This window comes from Mycobacterium palustre (assembly GCF_002101785.1).
In the GTDB taxonomy this organism is placed as follows: Bacteria; Actinomycetota; Actinomycetes; order Mycobacteriales; family Mycobacteriaceae; genus Mycobacterium; species Mycobacterium palustre.
In genome coordinates, this window is record NZ_LQPJ01000098.1 from 123,959 (window position 1) to 141,044 (window position 17,086).

Sequence of the window (17,086 nt, forward strand, 5' to 3'; positions counted from 1 at the left end):
CCGCGGTGAACTCGAACAAAAACCTGACACCGTCCACGCTTCGTGAGGCCTTCGGCCATTTTCCGTCCGGCGTGGTGGCCATCGCCGCAGAGGTCGGGGGTGTCCGGGAGGGTCTGGCGGCCAGCACGTTCGTCCCCGTTTCGCTGGAGCCGCCGCTGGTGTCGTTCTGCGTGCAGAACACCTCGACGACGTGGCCCAAACTCAAGCGCGTTCCGATGCTGGGGATCAGCGTGCTCGGCGAGGCCCACGACGAGGCCGCGCGCACGCTGGCGGCCAAGACCGGCGACCGGTTCGCGGGCCTCGAGACGGTATCGCGCGACAGCGGCGCGGTCTTCATCAAGGGCACCGGGCTGTGGCTGGAGAGCGCGATCGAGCAGTTGATTCCCGCGGGCGATCACACCATCGTGGTCTTGCGGGTCAACGAGGTGACCGTGGACGCCGAGGTGGCGCCCATCGTGTTTCACCGCAGCACGTTCCGCCGCCTGGGCGCCTAGCTGGACCCGGTGCGGCGAACGCGGCGGGCCGCCCCTAGGGGCGGTGGCTGAGCTCTTCGCGATAGCCGGCGACGCGCCGCTCGATCTCGGCGGCGTCCTCGTGCCGGCCCTCCTTGTGCGCAAGCTCGGCACGCACCGACAACTCGCGGATCGCGGTGCGAATCTCGTTGACGCTGGTGATTCCTCGCATGGGGACCGGGTACCCGAAGCCGCCGGCGGTTAACGGTGGAACATCTTGTTGCGCAGCCGCACCACGGGGCCCATTTCGCGATCGGCGATTCGCCCCTATTCGGCCTTCGCGGGACGGGCCGCGCACCCCTGACGCCTTGCCGATTGGTTTGCACCGCAGCGGTTTTCGTCGAATAGAGCCTGATGGGGGTCCGCCGGCCGGGTCAACCGTTATCGTGCCGGCCGTGGTGGGCGGCGAGCACCGCGAGCACTCGGGCTGTTCGGCTCCGGAGGTGCCGGCGGCACCGGCGGCAACGGCGGTGTTCCCGGGGTGAACGGCAACAACCTCAACGGCCTCGCCGGTATCGGCGGCGCCAGTGGCCTGCTGTTCGGCCTACCCGGGTTTTAACGGGGAATGAGTTTCAGCGGCGGAACAGCTTGTTGCCCAGCCACACCACGGGGTCGTACTTGCGGTCGACGACCCGCTCTTTCATCGGGATCAGCGCGTTGTCGGTGATCTTGATGTTCTCCGGGCAGACCTCGGTGCAGCACTTGGTGATGTTGCAGTAGCCCAGGCCGTGTTCCTGCTGTGCCTGGTTGCGCCGGTCCAGGGTGTCCAGGGGGTGCATCTCCAGTTCGGCGATCCGCATCAGGTAGCGCGGCCCGGCGAACGCCTTCTTGTTCTCCTCGTGGTCGCGCACCACGTGGCAGACGTTCTGGCACAGGAAGCACTCGATGCACTTGCGGAACTCCTGCGAGCGCTGCACGTCGACCTGCGCCATCCGGTACTCGCCCGGCTGCAGCTCCTTGGGCGGCGCGAACGACGGTATCTCGCGGGCCTTTTCGTAGTTGAACGAGACGTCGGTGACCAGGTCGCGGATCACCGGGAACGTCCGCAGCGGCGTCACGGTCACGACCTCGTCCTCGGCGAACGTCGACATCCGCGTCATGCACATCAGCCGCGGGTAGCCGTTGATCTCCGCCGAGCACGACCCGCACTTGCCCGCCTTGCAGTTCCACCGCACGGCGAGGTCGGGCGTCTGGGTCTGCTGCAGGCGGTGGATGACGTCGAGCACCACCTCGCCCTCGTTGACCTCGACCGTGAAGTCCTGCAGCGCGCCACCGGCTTCGTCGCCGCGCCACACCCGCATGGTCGCGTTGTAGGCCATTTACTTCTCCGTCCTCGGGGTCCGTCCGGGGTGGCCGGCGAGTTCCTCGTCGGTGTAATACTTCTCCAGCTCGGAGATGTCGAAGAGCTCCAGCAGGTCGGGCCGCATCGGCACCTGCTCCTTGCGGGTGATCGAGATGTCCGGGATCACGTCGTCGCCGCCGGCGGCCTGGCAGACCAGCAACTGCTTGCGCCACGACGAGTCCATCGCCGGGTGGTCGTCGCGGGTGTGCCCGCCGCGGCTCTCGGTGCGCTCCAGCGCGGCCTTGGCCACGCACTCGCTGACCATCAGCATGTTGCGCAGGTCGATGGCCAGGTTCCAGCCCGGGTTGTACTGGCGATCCCCCTCGACGTGAATGTTCTTGAACCGCTGGCGAAGCTTCTCCAGCCGGCCAAGTGCCTCGGTGATTTCATCCGCCTTGCGGATGATGCCGACCAGCTCGTTCATCGAGTCCTGCAGCTCGAGCTGCAGGGTGTAGGGGTTCTCGGCGGCGGACCCGTCGGTCGGCCCCTCGAAGGGGGCGAGCGCCCGCCTGGCCGCCGTGTCGATCGCGTTTGAGGTGACCGACGGGCGGCTGCTCAGCGCCCGCACGTAGTCGGCGGCGCCCAGGCCGGCGCGCCGGCCGAACACCAGCAGGTCCGACAGCGAGTTGCCGCCGAGCCGGTTGGACCCGTGCATGCCGCCCGAGCACTCCCCGGCGGCGAACAGGCCGGGGACGATGGCCGCGCCGGTGTCTGCGTCGACCTCCACCCCGCCCATCACGTAGTGGCAGGTGGGCCCGACTTCCATCGGCTCCTTGGTGATGTCGACCCCCGCCAGCTCCTTGAACTGGTGATACATCGACGGCAGCCGGCGCTTGATCTCCTCGGGCGTCAACCGCGACGCGATGTCGAGGAAGACGCCGCCGTGCGGGCTGCCGCGACCGGCCTTGACCTCCGAGTTGATCGCGCGCGCGACCTCGTCACGGGGCAGCAGGTCCGGCGTGCGGCGGGCCGAGTCGTTGTCCTTGAGCCACTGGTCGGCCTCGTCGGCGGTCTCGGCGTACTGGCCCTTGAACACCGCGGGGATGTAGTCGAACATGAACCGCTTGCCGTCGGAGTTCTTCAGCACGCCGCCGTCGCCGCGGACACCCTCGGTGACCAGGATCCCCTTCACGCTCGGCGGCCACACCATGCCCGTCGGGTGGAACTGGACGAACTCCATGTTGATCAGCGACGCCCCCGCGCGCAGCGCCAGCGCGTGCCCGTCGCCGGTGTACTCCCAGGAGTTGGAGGTCACCTTGAACGACTTGCCGATGCCGCCGGTGGCCAACACCACCGCGGGCGCCTCGAAGACGACGAACCGGCCGCTTTGACGCCAATAGCCGAACGCCCCGGCGATCGCGTCACCGTCCTTGAGCAGCTCGGTGATCGTGCATTCGGCGAACACCCTGATCCGCGCCTCGTAGTCGCCGAGCTCGGCGTGGTCCTCCTGCTGCAGCGACACGATCTTCTGCTGCATGGTGCGGATCAGCTCCAGGCCGGTGCGGTCGCCGACGTGCGCCAGCCGCGGGTAGGTGTGCCCACCGAAGTTGCGCTGGCTGATCTTGCCGTCCTTGAGGCGGTCGAACAGCGCGCCGTAGGTCTCGAGCTCCCAGACCCGGTCCGGGGCCTCCTTGGCGTGCAGCTCGGCCATCCGCCAGTTGTTCAGGAACTTCCCGCCGCGCATGGTGTCGCCGAAGTGGGTCTTCCAGTTGTCCTTCGGGTTGGTGTTGCCCATCGACGCCGCGCAGCCGCCCTCGGCCATCACCGTATGTGCCTTGCCGAACAGGGATTTGCACACCACCGCGACCCGCAGGCCACGCTCGCGCGCCTCGATGACCGCACGCAACCCCGCGCCGCCGGCACCAATCACGACCACGTCGTAGGAGTGCCGTTCGACCTCGACCATGAATCCTCGCTATTTCTCGATGATTGGCGTTAAAGGCCTTGTCAGCCAATGAATCTCAAGTCGGGAATGGTTCCGCTGGCCACCAGCATGATGTAGAAGTCGGTGAGCGCCAGGGTCCCCAACGTGATCCAGGCGAACATCATGTGCCGGGTGTTCAGCTTGCTGACCTGTGTCCAGATCCAATAGCGCACAGGGTGTTTGGAAAAGTGCTTGAGGCGCCCGCCGGTGACGTGCCGGCACGAATGGCACGAGACGGTGTAGGCCCACAGCAGCAGCACGTTGGCGACCAAAATGACGTTGCCCAAACCGAATCCGAAGCCCGACGGCGAATGGAACGCCATGATCGCGTCGTAGGTGTTGATGAGCGAGACGACTACCGCGATGTAGAAGAAGTAGCGGTGGCTGTTTTGGATGATCAGCGGGAGCCGGGTCTCACCGGTGTAGTGCTCGCGCGGTTCGGGGACCGCGCAGCCGGTCGGCGATTGCCACACCGAGCGGTAGTAGGCCTTGCGGTAGTAGTAACAGGTGATCCGGAAACCAAGCAGGAAGGGTAACACCAGCATTCCCAACGGAATCCACCACGGGAAGTGCCCGAACCACACGCCCAGGTGGCTGGCGCCCGGCTCGCACGAGGCGCTGACGCACGGCGAATAGAACGGCGTCAGGTAGTGGTATTTGTCAACCCAGTAGCTGCTGCCCCAGAACGCGCGGGTGGTGGCGTAGACGATGAACGCCAACAGGCCGAGGTTGGTCACCAGCGGCGGTACCCACCAGCGGTCCGTGCGGAGTGTCCGTTCGGGTATTTGCGCGCGGGTGGCCGAGAAAACGCCGGACGCAGGACGGTTCGCCGTGGGTGCGCTCATCTAGTGTTCCTCTTCGAACGGGCTGTCAGCTCGAAGGGTACACAGAGTAGGGACCCCCCTTTTGTGGGGGTCTCGATTGTCAGTACCGGTTGTGACCCCCGACACCTTCGTCGTCGACATCACGCCAGAAGTCGCTGTCGTACGGGGTGTCGGGAATGGCGATCTTCTCGCCGGACTGCTGCACGGTGGCGCGGGCCAGGTCCAGTTCGGAGACGTCGGTGTCGAGCAATTCGACGTCGGACAGGATCCGGTCGGCGTCGATGACGATGCGGCGCATCGCCGGGCTGTCGCCGTAGCGGGCCCGCAAGGAGTTCACGCACCGCCGCAGGCCGCCGATGAGGTCGTGCAGCTCGGCGATTTCAGTGGTGCCAGTCGGGCTCGACAACGGATCTCCTAGGGCTCACGGTGTTACGGATCACAGTACGCCCCCGATACTATCGGCCGCACGGGCCCGATGTCGGGCACGTCACACCCGCGACTTACGGAGCAAACACCTCATGGCCGGTCAATCCCTCGCCGAACGCGCCGCGGCGCTGCTCGCGCTGCACCGCCCGGGCGACCCCGTGATCCTGCCGACCGTGTGGGACGCGTGGTCGGCCCGGCTCGCGGCGGACGCCGGATTCGCCGGGCTCACCGTCGGCAGCCACCCGATGGCGGATTCGGTGGGCAAACCCGACGGCGAGGGCATGTCGTTCGACGACGCGCTGGCCCGCGTCGCGCAGATCACCGCCGCGGTCGAGGTCCCGGTGTCGGTGGACATCGAATCGGGGTATGGGCAGCCGGCGGCGCGCCTGATCGACGGCCTGCTGGGCGCGGGCGCGGTCGGGCTCAACATCGAGGACACCGTGCATTCGGAGGGCAAGCGGCTGCGGTCGGCGGCCGAGCACGCCGAGCTGGTCGGCGCGCTGCGCTCGGCCGCCGACGCGGCCGGGGTGCACGTGGTGATCAATGCGCGGACCGACCTTTTCCTGCGGGAGGACGGCGACGAGTCCGATCGGGTCCAGCGGGCCGTCGCGCGCCTCACCGAGGCCGCCGCGGCCGGGGCCGACGTCCTGTATCCGGTTGGGCGCCACGACCCGGAAACGTTGCGGCGCTTGGCAACCGAGCTGCCGCTGCCGGTCAACGCGATAGCGCTGCCGGACCAGGACGACCCCGCGTCGTTCGGCCCGCTGGGCGTCGCGCGGATCAGCTTCGGGCCGTTTTTGCAGTCCACCCTGGCGGCGCGGGCCAGAGAGCTGCTGGCCCGCTGGGGCTAGATGTGCTGGGCGTCACAGCGTTTGGACGCCAGCGATCCGGCGGGGCCGGTGGCCCCGCCGGATTCGTCGCGGCGCGAATTACTTCGTGATCGCGATGCGCTGCGGCTGGCTCCCGGCGTACGCGCCGGCGACGCGCACCGTCAATACGCCGGCGTCATAGCTGGCCGTGATCGCGTCGGCGGTGACGTGCGTGGGCAGCTGGAACGACCGGCGGAACGCTCCGTACCGGATCTCGCGCAGGGTGCGGCCGTTCTGCTCCTCGGCGTGCTCGTCGCGGTGTTCGCCGTGGACGACCAGCCGACCGTTCTCGATCTCGACGTTCACGTCCTTCTCCACGTCGACGCCGGGCAGCTCCAGGCGGACCACCGCGTCGTCGCCGTCCTTGACGATCTCGGCGGCCGGGCTGAAACCGCTGCTCACCGGCTTGAACCAGTCGGTCGCGGCGGCGGGGCCGAAGAAGTCGCGCAACCACCGTTCGGTGTCCCAGGCCGGTCGCGACCACAATGCGAGGTTGCTCATGGATATCTCCTTACGCTTCCTTGTGAGTTTGCTGTGACCGACGGCTTGCCGGCCCGCTACTCCTACAAACATGAGTCGACCACGCTAAAGTTCCACCTGGCTGTTCGCCCCGAGCGAAACGCTTTGACGTCACCTTCACGGTGGCCGCTGTGAGGTGTGAGGCCGCCGTCATGTGGGCGTCACATTCCGCGATTCCACGGTAATTTCGGGCCCCTACCCTCGTGGCATGGCTCCAGCCGGAATTGCGCGCGCGCACTGTGCCGCCCGCCACCTCGTCGTGGTCGGGCACGGCATGGTCGGCCACCGACTGGTCGAGGCGCTGCGTGCCCGTGACACCGAAGGGGTTTGGTGCATCACGGTTTTGGCCGAGGAGGCCGACGCCGCCTATGACCGCGTGGGGCTGACGTCCTACACCGAGAGCTGGGACCGGACGCTGCTGGCGCTGCCCGGCAACGACTACGCCGGCGACGACCGGGTCCGGCTGATGCTCAACACGCGGGTCACCGAAATCGACCGCGCGACAAAGTCGGTGGTGACCGCCGACGGCCAGCGGCACGGTTACGACGCCCTGGTGCTGGCCACCGGTTCCTACGCCTTCGTCCCGCCGGTCCCGGGCCACGACCTGCCGCAGTGCCACGTCTACCGCACCCTCGACGACCTCGACGCCATCCGCGCCGACGCCTCGCACGCGGTGGCCGCCGGCCACGCCACCCAAGCGGTGGTGATCGGCGGCGGCCTGCTCGGCCTGGAGGCGGCTAATGCGTTGCGCCAGTTCGGGTTACACACGCACGTCGTCGAGATGATGCCGCGGCTGATGGCCCAGCAGATCGACGAGGCCGGCGGCGCGCTGCTGGCCAGGATGATCGGCGACCTGGGCATCGCGGTGCACGTCGGGACGGGCACCGAAGCGATCGAACCCGTCGGGCATGCCGACGGCTCGACGTCGGTGCGCGTGCGCCTGACCAACGGGGACGTCATCGACGCCGGCCTGGTGATCTTCGCGGCCGGCATCCGGCCGCGTGACGAGCTCGCCGCGGCCGCCGGGTTGGCCCGCGCCGAGCGCGGCGGCGTGCTGACCGACCTGTCCTGCCGGACAAGCGATCCCGACATCTACGCCGTCGGCGAGGTGGCGGCGATCGAGGGGCGGTGCTACGGCCTGGTCGGACCGGGCTACACCTCCGCCGAGGTGGTGGCCGATCGGCTGCTGGACGGCGCCGCGGAGTTCCCCGAGGCGGACCTGTCGACCAAGCTCAAGCTGTTGGGAGTCGACGTCGCGAGCTTCGGCGACGCGATGGGCACCACCGAGAACTGCCTCGAGGTCGCCATCAACGACGCGGTCAACCGGACCTACGCCAAGCTGGTGCTGTCCGACGACGCCAAGACCCTGCTGGGCGGGGTGCTGGTGGGCGACGCGTCGTCGTACGGGGTGTTGCGGCCGATGGTCGGCAGCGAGCTGCCGGGCGATCCGCTCGCGCTGATCGCGCCGGCGCCCTCCGGCGGCGGTTCGGCCCTGGGCATTGGGGCGCTGCCGGATTCGGCGCAGATCTGCTCGTGCAACAACGTCACCAAGGGCGACCTCAAGGGCGCGATCGCCGGCGGCTGCGCCGACGTGCCGGCGCTCAAGTCGTGCACGGCGGCCGGCACCTCGTGCGGTTCCTGCGTTCCGCTGCTCAAGCAGCTGCTGGAAGCCGAGGGCGTGGCGCAGTCCAAGGCGCTGTGCGAGCACTTCAGCCAGTCGCGGGCGGAGCTGTTCGAGATCATCACGGCCACCGAGATCCGCACCTTTTCCGGCCTGCTGGCCCGGTTCGGACGCGGAAAGGGTTGCGACATCTGCAAACCCGTGGTCGCCTCCATCCTCGCGTCCACCGGCTCCGACCACATCCTCGACGGCGAGCAGGCCTCGCTGCAGGATTCCAACGACCACTTTTTGGCCAACATCCAACGCAACGGCAGCTATTCGGTGGTTCCGCGGGTCCCCGGCGGTGACATCAAGCCGGAGCACCTGATCCTGATCGGCCAGATCGCCCAGGACTTCGGGCTTTACACCAAGATCACCGGCGGTCAGCGGATCGACATGTTCGGCGCCCGGGTGGACCAGCTGCCCGCGATTTGGAAGCGGCTGATCGACGGCGGGATGGAATCCGGCCACGCCTACGGCAAGGCGTTGCGCACCGTGAAGAGCTGCGTGGGCAGCGACTGGTGCCGCTACGGCCGGCAGGACTCGGTGCAGTTGGCGATCGATTTGGAGCTGCGGTACCGCGGACTGCGCGCGCCGCACAAGATCAAGCTGGGCGTCTCGGGCTGCGCCCGCGAGTGCGCCGAGGCGCGCAGCAAGGACGTCGGCGTCATCGCCACCGAAAAGGGTTGGAACCTCTACGTCGGCGGCAACGGCGGCATGACGCCCAGGCATGCCCAGCTGCTGGCCGGCGACCTGGACACCGAGACGCTAATCCGCTACGTCGACCGGTTCCTGATGTACTACATCCGCACCGCCGACCGGCTGCAGCGCACCGCGCCGTGGGTCGAATCGCTAGACGGCGGGCTGGATCACGTGCGCGAGGTGGTGTGCGAAGACTCGCTGGGCCTGGCCGCGGAATTCGAGGCCGCGATGGAGCGGCACGTGCGCAACTACAAGTGCGAATGGAAGGGCGTGCTGGACGATCCCGACAAGCTGTCGCGGTTCGTCTCGTTCGTCAACGCCCCGGACGCGATCGACTCCACGGTGGCCTTCACCGAACGCGCCGGGCGCAAAGTGCCTGTGCCCATTGGCATGCCGCGGGTCCGTGATAACGACCCCGAAGGAATTGGGAGGTAAGCGTGACAATTGTCAACGACATCCAGGTGTGGACGACGGCCTGCGCGTACGACCGCCTGATCCCGGGCCGCGGCGTGGGGGTGCTGCTGGACGACGGCACCCAGGCCGCGCTGTTCCGGCTGGACGACGGGTCGGTGCACGCCATCGGGAACGTCGATCCCTTCTCGGGGGCGGCCGTGCTCTCGCGCGGCATCGTCGGGGACCGGCGCGGGCGGGTCGTTGTCCAATCCCCAATCCTGAAGCAGGCTTTCGCGCTCGACGACGGCTCGTGCCTGGACGACCCGCGGTACGCGGTGCCGGTCTACCAGGTGCGGGTCACCCGGGAGGGCGACGTCGAGATCGGGCGGATCGCGGCGCCGCTGGCGATCAGCGCGTGATGTCACCGACCAGATAGCGCTGCAGCGTCGGGCCGATTGCGTCGACGATCGCGTCCACCGACATGGAATGCAGCGGCTCGGAGCGTATCCCGTAGCGCATGATGCCCAGCCCCACCAGCTGAGATGCGCACAGCGACGCCCGCACCGCGACCTTGTCGGCGCCCAGCACCTTCAAAATCGGCCCGAAGACCGGGCCGATGAACATGCCCTCGACGATCTCGGCGGTCTTGGCCATCCCCGTGGACGCCACCGCGCTGGCCGCGAACGGGCCGCCGCCGGCCGCGTCCCACGTGGTGATCAGCATGTGCAGCGTCCGGCGGCCCACCTGGTTGGCGCCCCCGGTGACGATCCGGTCGATGAACTCCGGTGTGCCAAAGGGCAACCGCAGCATCTTGGCCACCGGATCGAGCAGCCCGCGCGAGGGCTCTTGGCGACGCGGCATCCTGCCAGGATTGCCGCAATGGGATCAAAGATCAAGCGTCGCGGGCGTCGGCGTGTGATGTCCGTGCGCCCGAAGCGATCTGGGCCGGCTCGACGCGAGCCGTGTCGAAACCGGCACCAAGCCGGCCGCGGCCCGGCGAAAGCGGTTCGCGACGAGCCGCGCCAGCCCGGGATGGGTGCCCAGCGGCCGGGTGATTAGGTCGGCGGCGCTGGCCTGCAGGCGCTCCTGAAACAGGCCGTCGGCCAGCAGGTACGAGGCGACCACGACACGGCGCGCGCCGTCGCGGCGGGCGGCCGCGACCGCGTCGTCGACGTGGGGCTCGCCGGTGGCTGCGAAGGCCAGCCGCACCCGCGATCCGACCAGCGCGGACAGCGTCGTCGCGGTAACGTGCAGGTCGGCGCGGGCGTGCGGGTCGGTGGTTCCCGCGGCGGCCAGAACGACCGAATCGCCCAGGCGCCAGCCGCATTTCGTCAACTGGTCGGCGACGATGCGCGAGATCTCACCGCTGGGTCCCAGCGCGGGGGTGGCGACGACACGGGGGTGCCCGCTGGCCGCGATGTGGGCGGGCAGGTCGCTGCGGACGTGGTAGCCGCGCGACAGGAACGCCGGCACCACGATCGCGGGCCGACCGCCGCCCGCCGCCCGCGACAGCACTTCGCTCGGCGTCGGCCCCAGCACGTCGACGAACGCGACCTGCACCCGCCGGCCGAGCAGCGCCCCCACCCGCTGCGCGAGGTCTCCGATCATCGCGACGCCGCCCGGCCTGCGGGTGCCGTGCGCGGCCAGGATCAGGTCCATCGGCCACCCGCCCGGTCGTCGACGGCCAGCCGGTAACCGCGCTTGACCACGGTCGCGATGATGTTCTTGTCGCCCAGGGCGGTTCGCAGCCGCAGCACGGCGGTGTCGACGGCGTGCGGATCGTTGCTGTTGCCGGGCAGCACCCGCAACAGGTCGTTGCGCGCCACCACGTCGCCGGGCCGCTGCGCCAGCGCGCGCAGCATCGCCATGCCGGACGGCGACACCAGCTTGATCCCCCCGTCCACCAGCACGCAGGTGCCGCGGATGTCGACCGTGTGGCCGGCCGCGCGCACCATGCGCGACCCGAGTAGCGGCAGCTCCTCGGCGACGTGTCGGGCCAACGCGCCCAACCGCATTCGTTCCGGTGACGACGTCGGAACGCCCTTGCGGATCAACGGTTTAGAGGTCACCGGGCCCACGCACATCGCGTGCACGTCGGTGCGCAGCGCCTCGAGCACCTGGCCCTCGATGCCGAGCTCGCGGCTGCGCTCCAGCACCGCCGCCGCGGCGGGGGCGGACGTGAAGGTCACCGCGTCGAATTGGCGCCGGGCGATGCCGGTGATCACCTGGTCGAAATCGCCACCCAGCGGGGTCGGCTTCCACCGATACACCCGGATCGGCACCACTTCGGCGCCGGCGAAACGCAGGCCGCCGATGAACTCGGGGAACGGGTCCCAGGCGTCGGCGGCGCCATGCAGCTGGATCGCGACGCGCTTGCCGGACACGCCGGAATCGAGCAGGTACTCCAGGACCTCTTGTGAGGATTCGGACTCAGGGGACCACTCCTCGTGTAGCCCGGCGGCGCGCACGGCGCCGGTGCCCTTCGGTCCGCGCGAGACGATCCGCGCCTTCGACAGCGCCGCCACCAGCTGGCCGGCCAGCCCCCACCCCTCGGCCGCCGCCAGCCAGCCGCGGAAGCCGATGCCGGTGTGAACGACCAGAATGTCGGGCGGCTCGGCGATCAAAGCCTCTGTGTTGCAGTGCAATTCGTCGTCGTCGGGCAGCGCGATCATGTTGATGGCCGGGGCGCTGCACACCTCGGCGCCCTGCCGGCTCAGCAGGGCGCACAGCTCTTCGGCGCGCCGCGCGGAGGTGACCGCAACCCGGTAGCCGGTCAGCGGCGCCGATTTGGGTTGGGCCATATGACCTGTGTATGCCTGTGACGTTTCGGCGGCGTTACCGCGCAATTGCTGACGCATTGCCCATGTTGCGACGGCCATCACACCCGCGCGGGCTCGGCGGCGGGGACGGGTTCGGGGGCGCTCGGGACCGGTGGCCGCGGGCGCACGTACCAGGCCCACGTCATCGCCGCGGCCGCCACGTAGCAGGCCAGAAAGATCCAATACGCCGGCGTCTCGCTGCCGCTGTGCAGGTAGGACTCGCGCAGGGCCAGGTCGATGCCCACGCCGCCGAGCGCGCCGACCGCCGAGCAGAGCCCGATCAGCGATCCCGACATCGCCAGGGACCAGGCGCGGCGCCGCGCCTCATCGGCATCCAGGCGGCGGCTGCGCGCCTCGAAGATCGACGGGATCATTTTGAACACCGACCCGTTGCCCATTCCGGAAAGCACGAACAGGGCGACGAAGCCGGCGACGTAGCCGATCAGCGCGGCCGGGCCGCCGACGTCGCGGTCGTCGAGGCTGCCGACGGCCACCAGCGACCCGGCGCCCAAAACCATGCCGCCCAAAACGCCCAGGGTGACGCGGCTGCCGCCGACGCGATCGGCCAGCCGCCCGCCGTAGATGCGGGCCAACGAACCCAATAGCGGTCCCACGAAAGCGATTTGGGCCGCGTGCAGCGAGGCGTGCCGCGCCGACTCGCCGCCGGCGGCGAAGTGGACCGCCAGCACCTGGCCGAAGGCGAAGGCGAACCCGATCCAGGAGCCGAAGGTGCAGATGTAGAGGAGCGAGATCGCATAGGTGTCGCCCTCGCGGAGCACCGAGCGCATGGTGTTCACCTCGACCCCGTGGTCGAGGTTGTCCATGCACAACACCGCCGCGATGCCGACGAGGGCCAGCAGCAGCAGGTAGACGGCGCAGACCCAGTACGGCGCCTCGTGTCCCGCCGTCGACAGCACCAGCAGGCCGACCAGCTGGATGACCGCCACGCCGAGGTTGCCGACGCCGGCGTTGACGGCCAGCGCCGCGCCCTTGAGCCGTTGCGGGTAAAAGGCGTTGACGTTGGCCAGCGATGCCGCGTAGTTGCCGCCGCCCAGCCCGGTGAGCGCCGCGCACAGCACGTACGGCCACAGCGGCAGGCCGGGGTTGGCGAGCAGCGCGATGGTGCCGGCGGTCGGGACCAGCAAAACGAATGCCGAAAACGCCGTCCAGTTGCGGCCGCCGAAGCGCGCGATGCCGAGGGTGTAGGGGATGCGCGCGCAGCCACCGACGAGGGTGGCGACCGCGCCGAGGAGCAGCTTGTCGCCGGCGGAGAAGCCGTAGACGGATGCGGGCATGAACAGCGCCATCACCGACCACAGCGACCAGATCGAAAAGGCGACGTGGTCGCCCGCCACCGTGCACAGCAGGTTGCGGCGCGCGATGCGCTTGTTACCGGCGTCCCAGGCCGCCGCGTCTTCCGGATCCCAGTCGGCGATTCGGTGGTTGCGGCGCATGCGGTCGACACCTTTCGGGGGATGCGAGTGGCGAAATCGGTTGAGCGCGTTAAGGCGGCGAACTGGCGCCGGTCGCGGGCGCGCCGGCGGCGACATGCCCGGCCCGTCCGGATTCGATGCTCACATCAAGAACCGAAGTCAGTCAACTCGATTCGCGCGATATCGCCTGTAAGTTGAATCCCAGTTATCTGGCAAATCCCTGAAGGGCAACGCGCCCAGGCAAAATGGCCGGCCCCCGCGAAGTGATTTTGGCGGCTGTGGAATTTACTGTGAGCTGCAATACATTTCGTGGCATGCGATCTTGTTATCCAATTGGTATGTCGGCCAATGGCTTACGCGAATCACCACACGTTCCCGCCGCGCCAGTCGCACATCAGCCCCGCCGAGGTGTCCAGCGTGATCCCGACGGGCAGCACGAACACGGCGTCGTCGTCCTCGGGGGTGCGGGTGGGGCCGGTGGGCGCCAGCACGGACGTCGGGCCGCGCCACGGCAGCCAGCCGCGCGCCGACCACACCCGGCGCGCCTGGGCCGACGAACTGACGGCGCCAATTTGATAGGCGCCGCGGATCACCTGCTCGCAGCCGTCGAGCAGGGCGTGCACCAGCCCCTGGCCGCGCCAGTCCTCGCGCACGGCGACGGCCTCGATGTAGCCGCACCGCAGGGCGCTGCCGCGGTAGAGCAGCCGCCGCTGGACCACGGCGGCGTGGGCGATGATCGCGCCGTGCCGCCAGATCACGGCGTGCATGCCGCCCAGCGCGTGCTCCCAGTCGTCGTCGCTGAAGTTCCCGGCGAACGCGGCGCCGACCATCTGGCAGACGCGCTGCCGCGTCTCGCCGTCGAGATCGGAGGTGTGGACCAGGCGGGCGGTGTGGACCTGGGTGTGCACAGTCCCTGTTTACCAGCCGTGTCCAGCGGCCGGCACTAGGAGAACGGCCAGCCCGCCGCGCCCGACAGCGGCCGTGTTCCCGACGCGGCGCGGGGCCGGGACCAATGCAGGCGGACCCGCTGGCCGGGCCGCACCTGGGCGATCTTGTCGACGTCCTCGTCGACCACCACGCCGACCACCGGATAGCCGCCGGTGACCGGGTGATCGGGACCCAGGATCACCGGTAAACCGTTGGGCGGCACCTGGATTGCGCCGCGGGTGGTGCCCTCGCTGGGCAGCTGGCGGTCGGGGTAGCGGTATTGCAACGGGCGCCCGACCAGCCGCATGCCCACCCGGTCGCTGCGGTCGGAGACCAGCCACTCGCTGTGCACCAGGGCGTCGGGATCGACGAACCAGTCGTCGCGCGGGCCGGGCACCACCGACAGCTCCACCACGTCGGCGGTGATGGCGGCGACCGGGGCCTGGTCGAGCTGGGGGTAGTCGTCGGTGTGCTTGCCGATCGGTAACCGGTCTCCGCCGCGCAGCGGCGCCGGTCCGATCGCCGACATCACGTCGTAGCTGCGCGAGCCCAGCACGGGGTCGACGCAGATGCCGCCGCGCACCGCCAGGTACGTCCGCAGCCCGGCGCGCGGGGCGCCCAGCGAGATCACCTGGCCGTCGCGCACGTGGTGAACGCTGTTGGTGCCGAACTTGATTCCGTTGACGGTGGGGTCGGTGTCGGCGCCCGTCACCGCGATGTCGACGTCGCCGCCGCGCACCCGCGCCGCCAGGCCGCCGAACGTCACCTCGATGGTGGCGCGGTCGTCGGGGTTGGCGACGAGCCGGTTGGCCAGCGTGTGCGCGCGGCGGTCGGCCGCCCCCGAGCGCCCGACGCCGAGGTGGGCCAGGCCCGGCCGGCCGAGGTCCTCGACCACCGCGAGCGGCCCGGTGCGCAGGATTTCCAGGCTGATGCCCATAACCCTCTCCTCGCTCACACGGCCCGGAACCGGACCCACATGCCCTGCGTTAACAGCGCCGGATTCGGCCGGTCGAGATCCCACAGGACCGCGTCGGTGTGGCCGATGAGCTGCCAGCCGCCGGGCGATTGCCGCGGGTAGATCGCGCTGAACTCCCCGGCCAGCGCGACCGACCCGGCCGGCACCGAGGTGCGCGGCTCGGACCGGCGCGGCACCCGCAGCCGCGGGTCGCCGTCGACCAGATACGCGAAACCCGGTGCGAAGCCGCTGAATCCGACGCGCCACAGGCGACCGGCGTGCGCCTCGATCACCTCCGCCGCGGTCAGCCCCGTGCGGTCGGCCACCTCGGCGAGGTCCGGGCCGTCGTAGACCACGTCGATCACCACGTCGGCGCCCCGGCCCGGCGGGGCCTCGCCCCCGGCGGTGACCCGCATCTTGCGCAGCCGGTGTCGGATGACCCCCTGCAGGCGGGGGCTGTCCAGCTTTACCAGCACCGTGCGGGCCGCCGGGACGATGTCGAGCACCCCGGGCAGCGCCGCCTCACGCAGCGCGTCCACCCACGCCAACACCTCCGCGGTGCTTCCACATTGCAGCATCAGGGCCCGGTTGCCGTAGTCGAAAACGGTGTTGCCGACCAGCTCGGTCGACAGCTCCTGCGATAGGTCCGTCACGCTCATTACTCGACGGTAACCCCGCGGTCGGGGCTGGCGGAGGGAGTTTCGACGGATTTTCGAGCACTGCCAGAGGTGCCTTAGCGAACGCTCAATCAACCGGCGCTAGCCCAGGATCTTGCCGATCAGCGGGGGCAGCTGGTCGGCGATCACCGGGTAGCTCAGCGGCGACGCGAAGGCGATCGCGCCGGCCTGGTCCTTGGTGGTGAAGATGTGGCGGTTCTGCGCGGTGGCGGCCGATCCGGCGATCTCGGGGTCGGCCAGCAGCGCCTTCTGCTCGTCGGGGCTCTCGGTCGTCCAGATCACCACGTCGGCGGAATCGAGCACCCCCTTGATCTGATCGCGGGGGATGACGGCGCGGTTGTCGCCGCCGAACGGCTTGATGCTGTCGGCGATTACCAGGCCCATCTGGTTGAGGAAGTCGGTGCGCCAGCCGGCCAGGGTCGCCACCACGGTGCCCTGGAAGAACGTGCCCTGCATCAGCAACGCCTTCTTGCCCTTCCACCGGGGATTCTTCTGGCCGACGTCGGTGAACCGCTGGTCCACGGCGGCGATCAGCGATTTCATCCGATCCGCCTGGAACACCGCCTGCCCGACCGCGGTGGCCTGGTCCTTCCACGGCTCGAAGAACGCGTCGCCGCCGGACTGCGGGACGGTCGGGGCGATCTCCGACAGCTTTTGATAAGTGTCGGCGTCCACACCGGCATTGATGGCGACGATCAGGTCCGGCTTGAGCCCGGCGATCTGCTCGATCGGAATCCCGTTGTCCAGGTTCAGCACCACCGGCTGGGCCCCGCCGAGCTTGGGCTGGGCCCACGGCCACACCGCGAACGGCTGGTCGCCGAACCAGTTGGTCACCGCGACGGGGACCACGCCCACCGCCAGCAGGTCGTCCTGCTCGGTGTAGCCGGCGCTGACCACGCGCTTGGGCGGCTCCTTGATGACGGTCTGACCGAAAAGGTGGGTGATCGTCACCGAACCCGCGGCGGCGCCGGCCGCCGACTTGCGTGACGAGCAGCCCACCGCTGCTGCCGAGGTCCCGGCGATCGCGGTGACCCCTGCGAACTGCAAGAATCCGCGACGACTCCATCCCTGCCGCATCGCGTGAGATTATCGCGAAAAAGTTCT

At 69.3% G+C, this 17,086-nt stretch carries 18 protein-coding genes; 4 read left to right on the forward strand and 14 right to left on the reverse strand.

The features are described 5' to 3' along the window. Positions 1–5 precede the first annotated feature (5 nt). Positions 6–494: a flavin reductase family protein gene (locus tag AWC19_RS12080; protein ID WP_085078345.1), complete on the forward strand. Its 489-nt coding sequence runs from the start codon at positions 6–8 to the stop codon at positions 492–494. 34 nt (positions 495–528) lie between these two features. Here AWC19_RS12080 and AWC19_RS29885 read toward each other — a convergent pair whose 3' ends face one another. From AWC19_RS29885 to AWC19_RS12100, 5 genes are all read right to left on the reverse strand, one after another. Then, positions 529–684, reverse strand: coding sequence for a hypothetical protein (locus AWC19_RS29885; protein ID WP_169718109.1), 156 nt, complete (start codon positions 682–684; stop codon positions 529–531). Between the two features lie 400 nt (positions 685–1,084). Then, positions 1,085–1,831 (reverse strand): succinate dehydrogenase/fumarate reductase iron-sulfur subunit, encoded by a 747-nt coding sequence (locus AWC19_RS12085; RefSeq protein ID WP_085078308.1) that lies wholly within the window; start codon positions 1,829–1,831, stop codon positions 1,085–1,087. After that, a complete protein-coding gene (locus tag AWC19_RS12090) occupies positions 1,832–3,760 on the reverse strand; it encodes a fumarate reductase/succinate dehydrogenase flavoprotein subunit (protein ID WP_085078309.1) in 1,929 nt (642 codons plus the stop codon). Positions 3,761–3,801: 41 nt separating this feature from the next. Beyond that, positions 3,802–4,623, reverse strand: coding sequence for a hypothetical protein (locus AWC19_RS12095; protein WP_085078310.1), 822 nt, complete (start codon positions 4,621–4,623; stop codon positions 3,802–3,804). Positions 4,624–4,702: 79 nt separating this feature from the next. Next, the gene (locus tag AWC19_RS12100) at positions 4,703–5,008 is read right to left on the reverse strand and encodes a hypothetical protein (RefSeq protein WP_085078311.1); all 306 of its coding nucleotides are present in this window, start codon (positions 5,006–5,008) and stop codon (positions 4,703–4,705) included. Positions 5,009–5,120: 112 nt separating this feature from the next. Between AWC19_RS12100 and AWC19_RS12105 the strand changes: the two genes are divergently transcribed. After that, complete coding sequence (locus AWC19_RS12105) at positions 5,121–5,879, forward strand: isocitrate lyase/PEP mutase family protein (RefSeq protein ID WP_085078312.1); 759 nt, start codon at positions 5,121–5,123, stop codon at positions 5,877–5,879. 78 nt (positions 5,880–5,957) lie between these two features. Here AWC19_RS12105 and AWC19_RS12110 read toward each other — a convergent pair whose 3' ends face one another. Next, entirely contained in the window at positions 5,958–6,398 is a 441-nt protein-coding gene (locus AWC19_RS12110; protein WP_085078313.1) for an Hsp20/alpha crystallin family protein, read from the reverse strand. A 226-nt stretch (positions 6,399–6,624) separates the two neighbouring features. Here AWC19_RS12110 and nirB point away from each other — a divergent pair, with 226 nt between their 5' ends. Further along, positions 6,625–9,213 (forward strand): nitrite reductase large subunit NirB, encoded by a 2,589-nt coding sequence (nirB, locus tag AWC19_RS12115; RefSeq protein ID WP_085078314.1) that lies wholly within the window; start codon positions 6,625–6,627, stop codon positions 9,211–9,213. A 2-nt stretch (positions 9,214–9,215) separates the two neighbouring features. Continuing rightward, positions 9,216–9,590, forward strand: a complete 375-nt coding sequence (gene nirD, locus AWC19_RS12120; RefSeq protein ID WP_085078315.1) for a nitrite reductase small subunit NirD — start codon at positions 9,216–9,218, stop codon at positions 9,588–9,590. On the opposite strand, the gene AWC19_RS12125 is transcribed toward nirD, so the two are convergent. From AWC19_RS12125 to AWC19_RS12160, 8 genes are all read right to left on the reverse strand, one after another. After that, positions 9,580–10,032, reverse strand: coding sequence for a TetR/AcrR family transcriptional regulator (locus AWC19_RS12125; RefSeq protein WP_085078316.1), 453 nt, complete (start codon positions 10,030–10,032; stop codon positions 9,580–9,582). The two genes, nirD and AWC19_RS12125, sit on opposite strands and share 11 nt — an antisense overlap. Positions 10,033–10,056: 24 nt before the next feature. After that, the gene (locus AWC19_RS12130) at positions 10,057–10,830 is read right to left on the reverse strand and encodes a sirohydrochlorin chelatase (RefSeq protein ID WP_085078317.1); all 774 of its coding nucleotides are present in this window, start codon (positions 10,828–10,830) and stop codon (positions 10,057–10,059) included. Beyond that, positions 10,821–11,972, reverse strand: coding sequence for a uroporphyrinogen-III synthase (locus AWC19_RS12135; protein WP_085078318.1), 1,152 nt, complete (start codon positions 11,970–11,972; stop codon positions 10,821–10,823). Before AWC19_RS12135 ends, AWC19_RS12130 begins: the two co-directional genes overlap by 10 nt. Positions 11,973–12,049: 77 nt before the next feature. Next, on the reverse strand, positions 12,050–13,444 hold the full coding sequence (locus AWC19_RS12140; RefSeq protein WP_085078319.1) for a nitrate/nitrite transporter: 1,395 nt from the start codon (positions 13,442–13,444) through the stop codon (positions 12,050–12,052). 341 nt (positions 13,445–13,785) lie between these two features. Continuing rightward, entirely contained in the window at positions 13,786–14,331 is a 546-nt protein-coding gene (locus AWC19_RS12145; RefSeq protein ID WP_085078320.1) for a GNAT family N-acetyltransferase, read from the reverse strand. A 35-nt stretch (positions 14,332–14,366) separates the two neighbouring features. Further along, complete coding sequence (locus AWC19_RS12150; protein WP_085078321.1) at positions 14,367–15,287, reverse strand: 5-oxoprolinase/urea amidolyase family protein; 921 nt, start codon at positions 15,285–15,287, stop codon at positions 14,367–14,369. A 14-nt stretch (positions 15,288–15,301) separates the two neighbouring features. Continuing rightward, on the reverse strand, positions 15,302–15,964 hold the full coding sequence (locus tag AWC19_RS12155; protein ID WP_085078322.1) for a 5-oxoprolinase subunit B family protein: 663 nt from the start codon (positions 15,962–15,964) through the stop codon (positions 15,302–15,304). Between the two features lie 99 nt (positions 15,965–16,063). After that, positions 16,064–17,059: an ABC transporter substrate-binding protein gene (locus AWC19_RS12160; protein WP_085078323.1), complete on the reverse strand. Its 996-nt coding sequence runs from the start codon at positions 17,057–17,059 to the stop codon at positions 16,064–16,066. Positions 17,060–17,086: the final 27 nt, after the last annotated feature.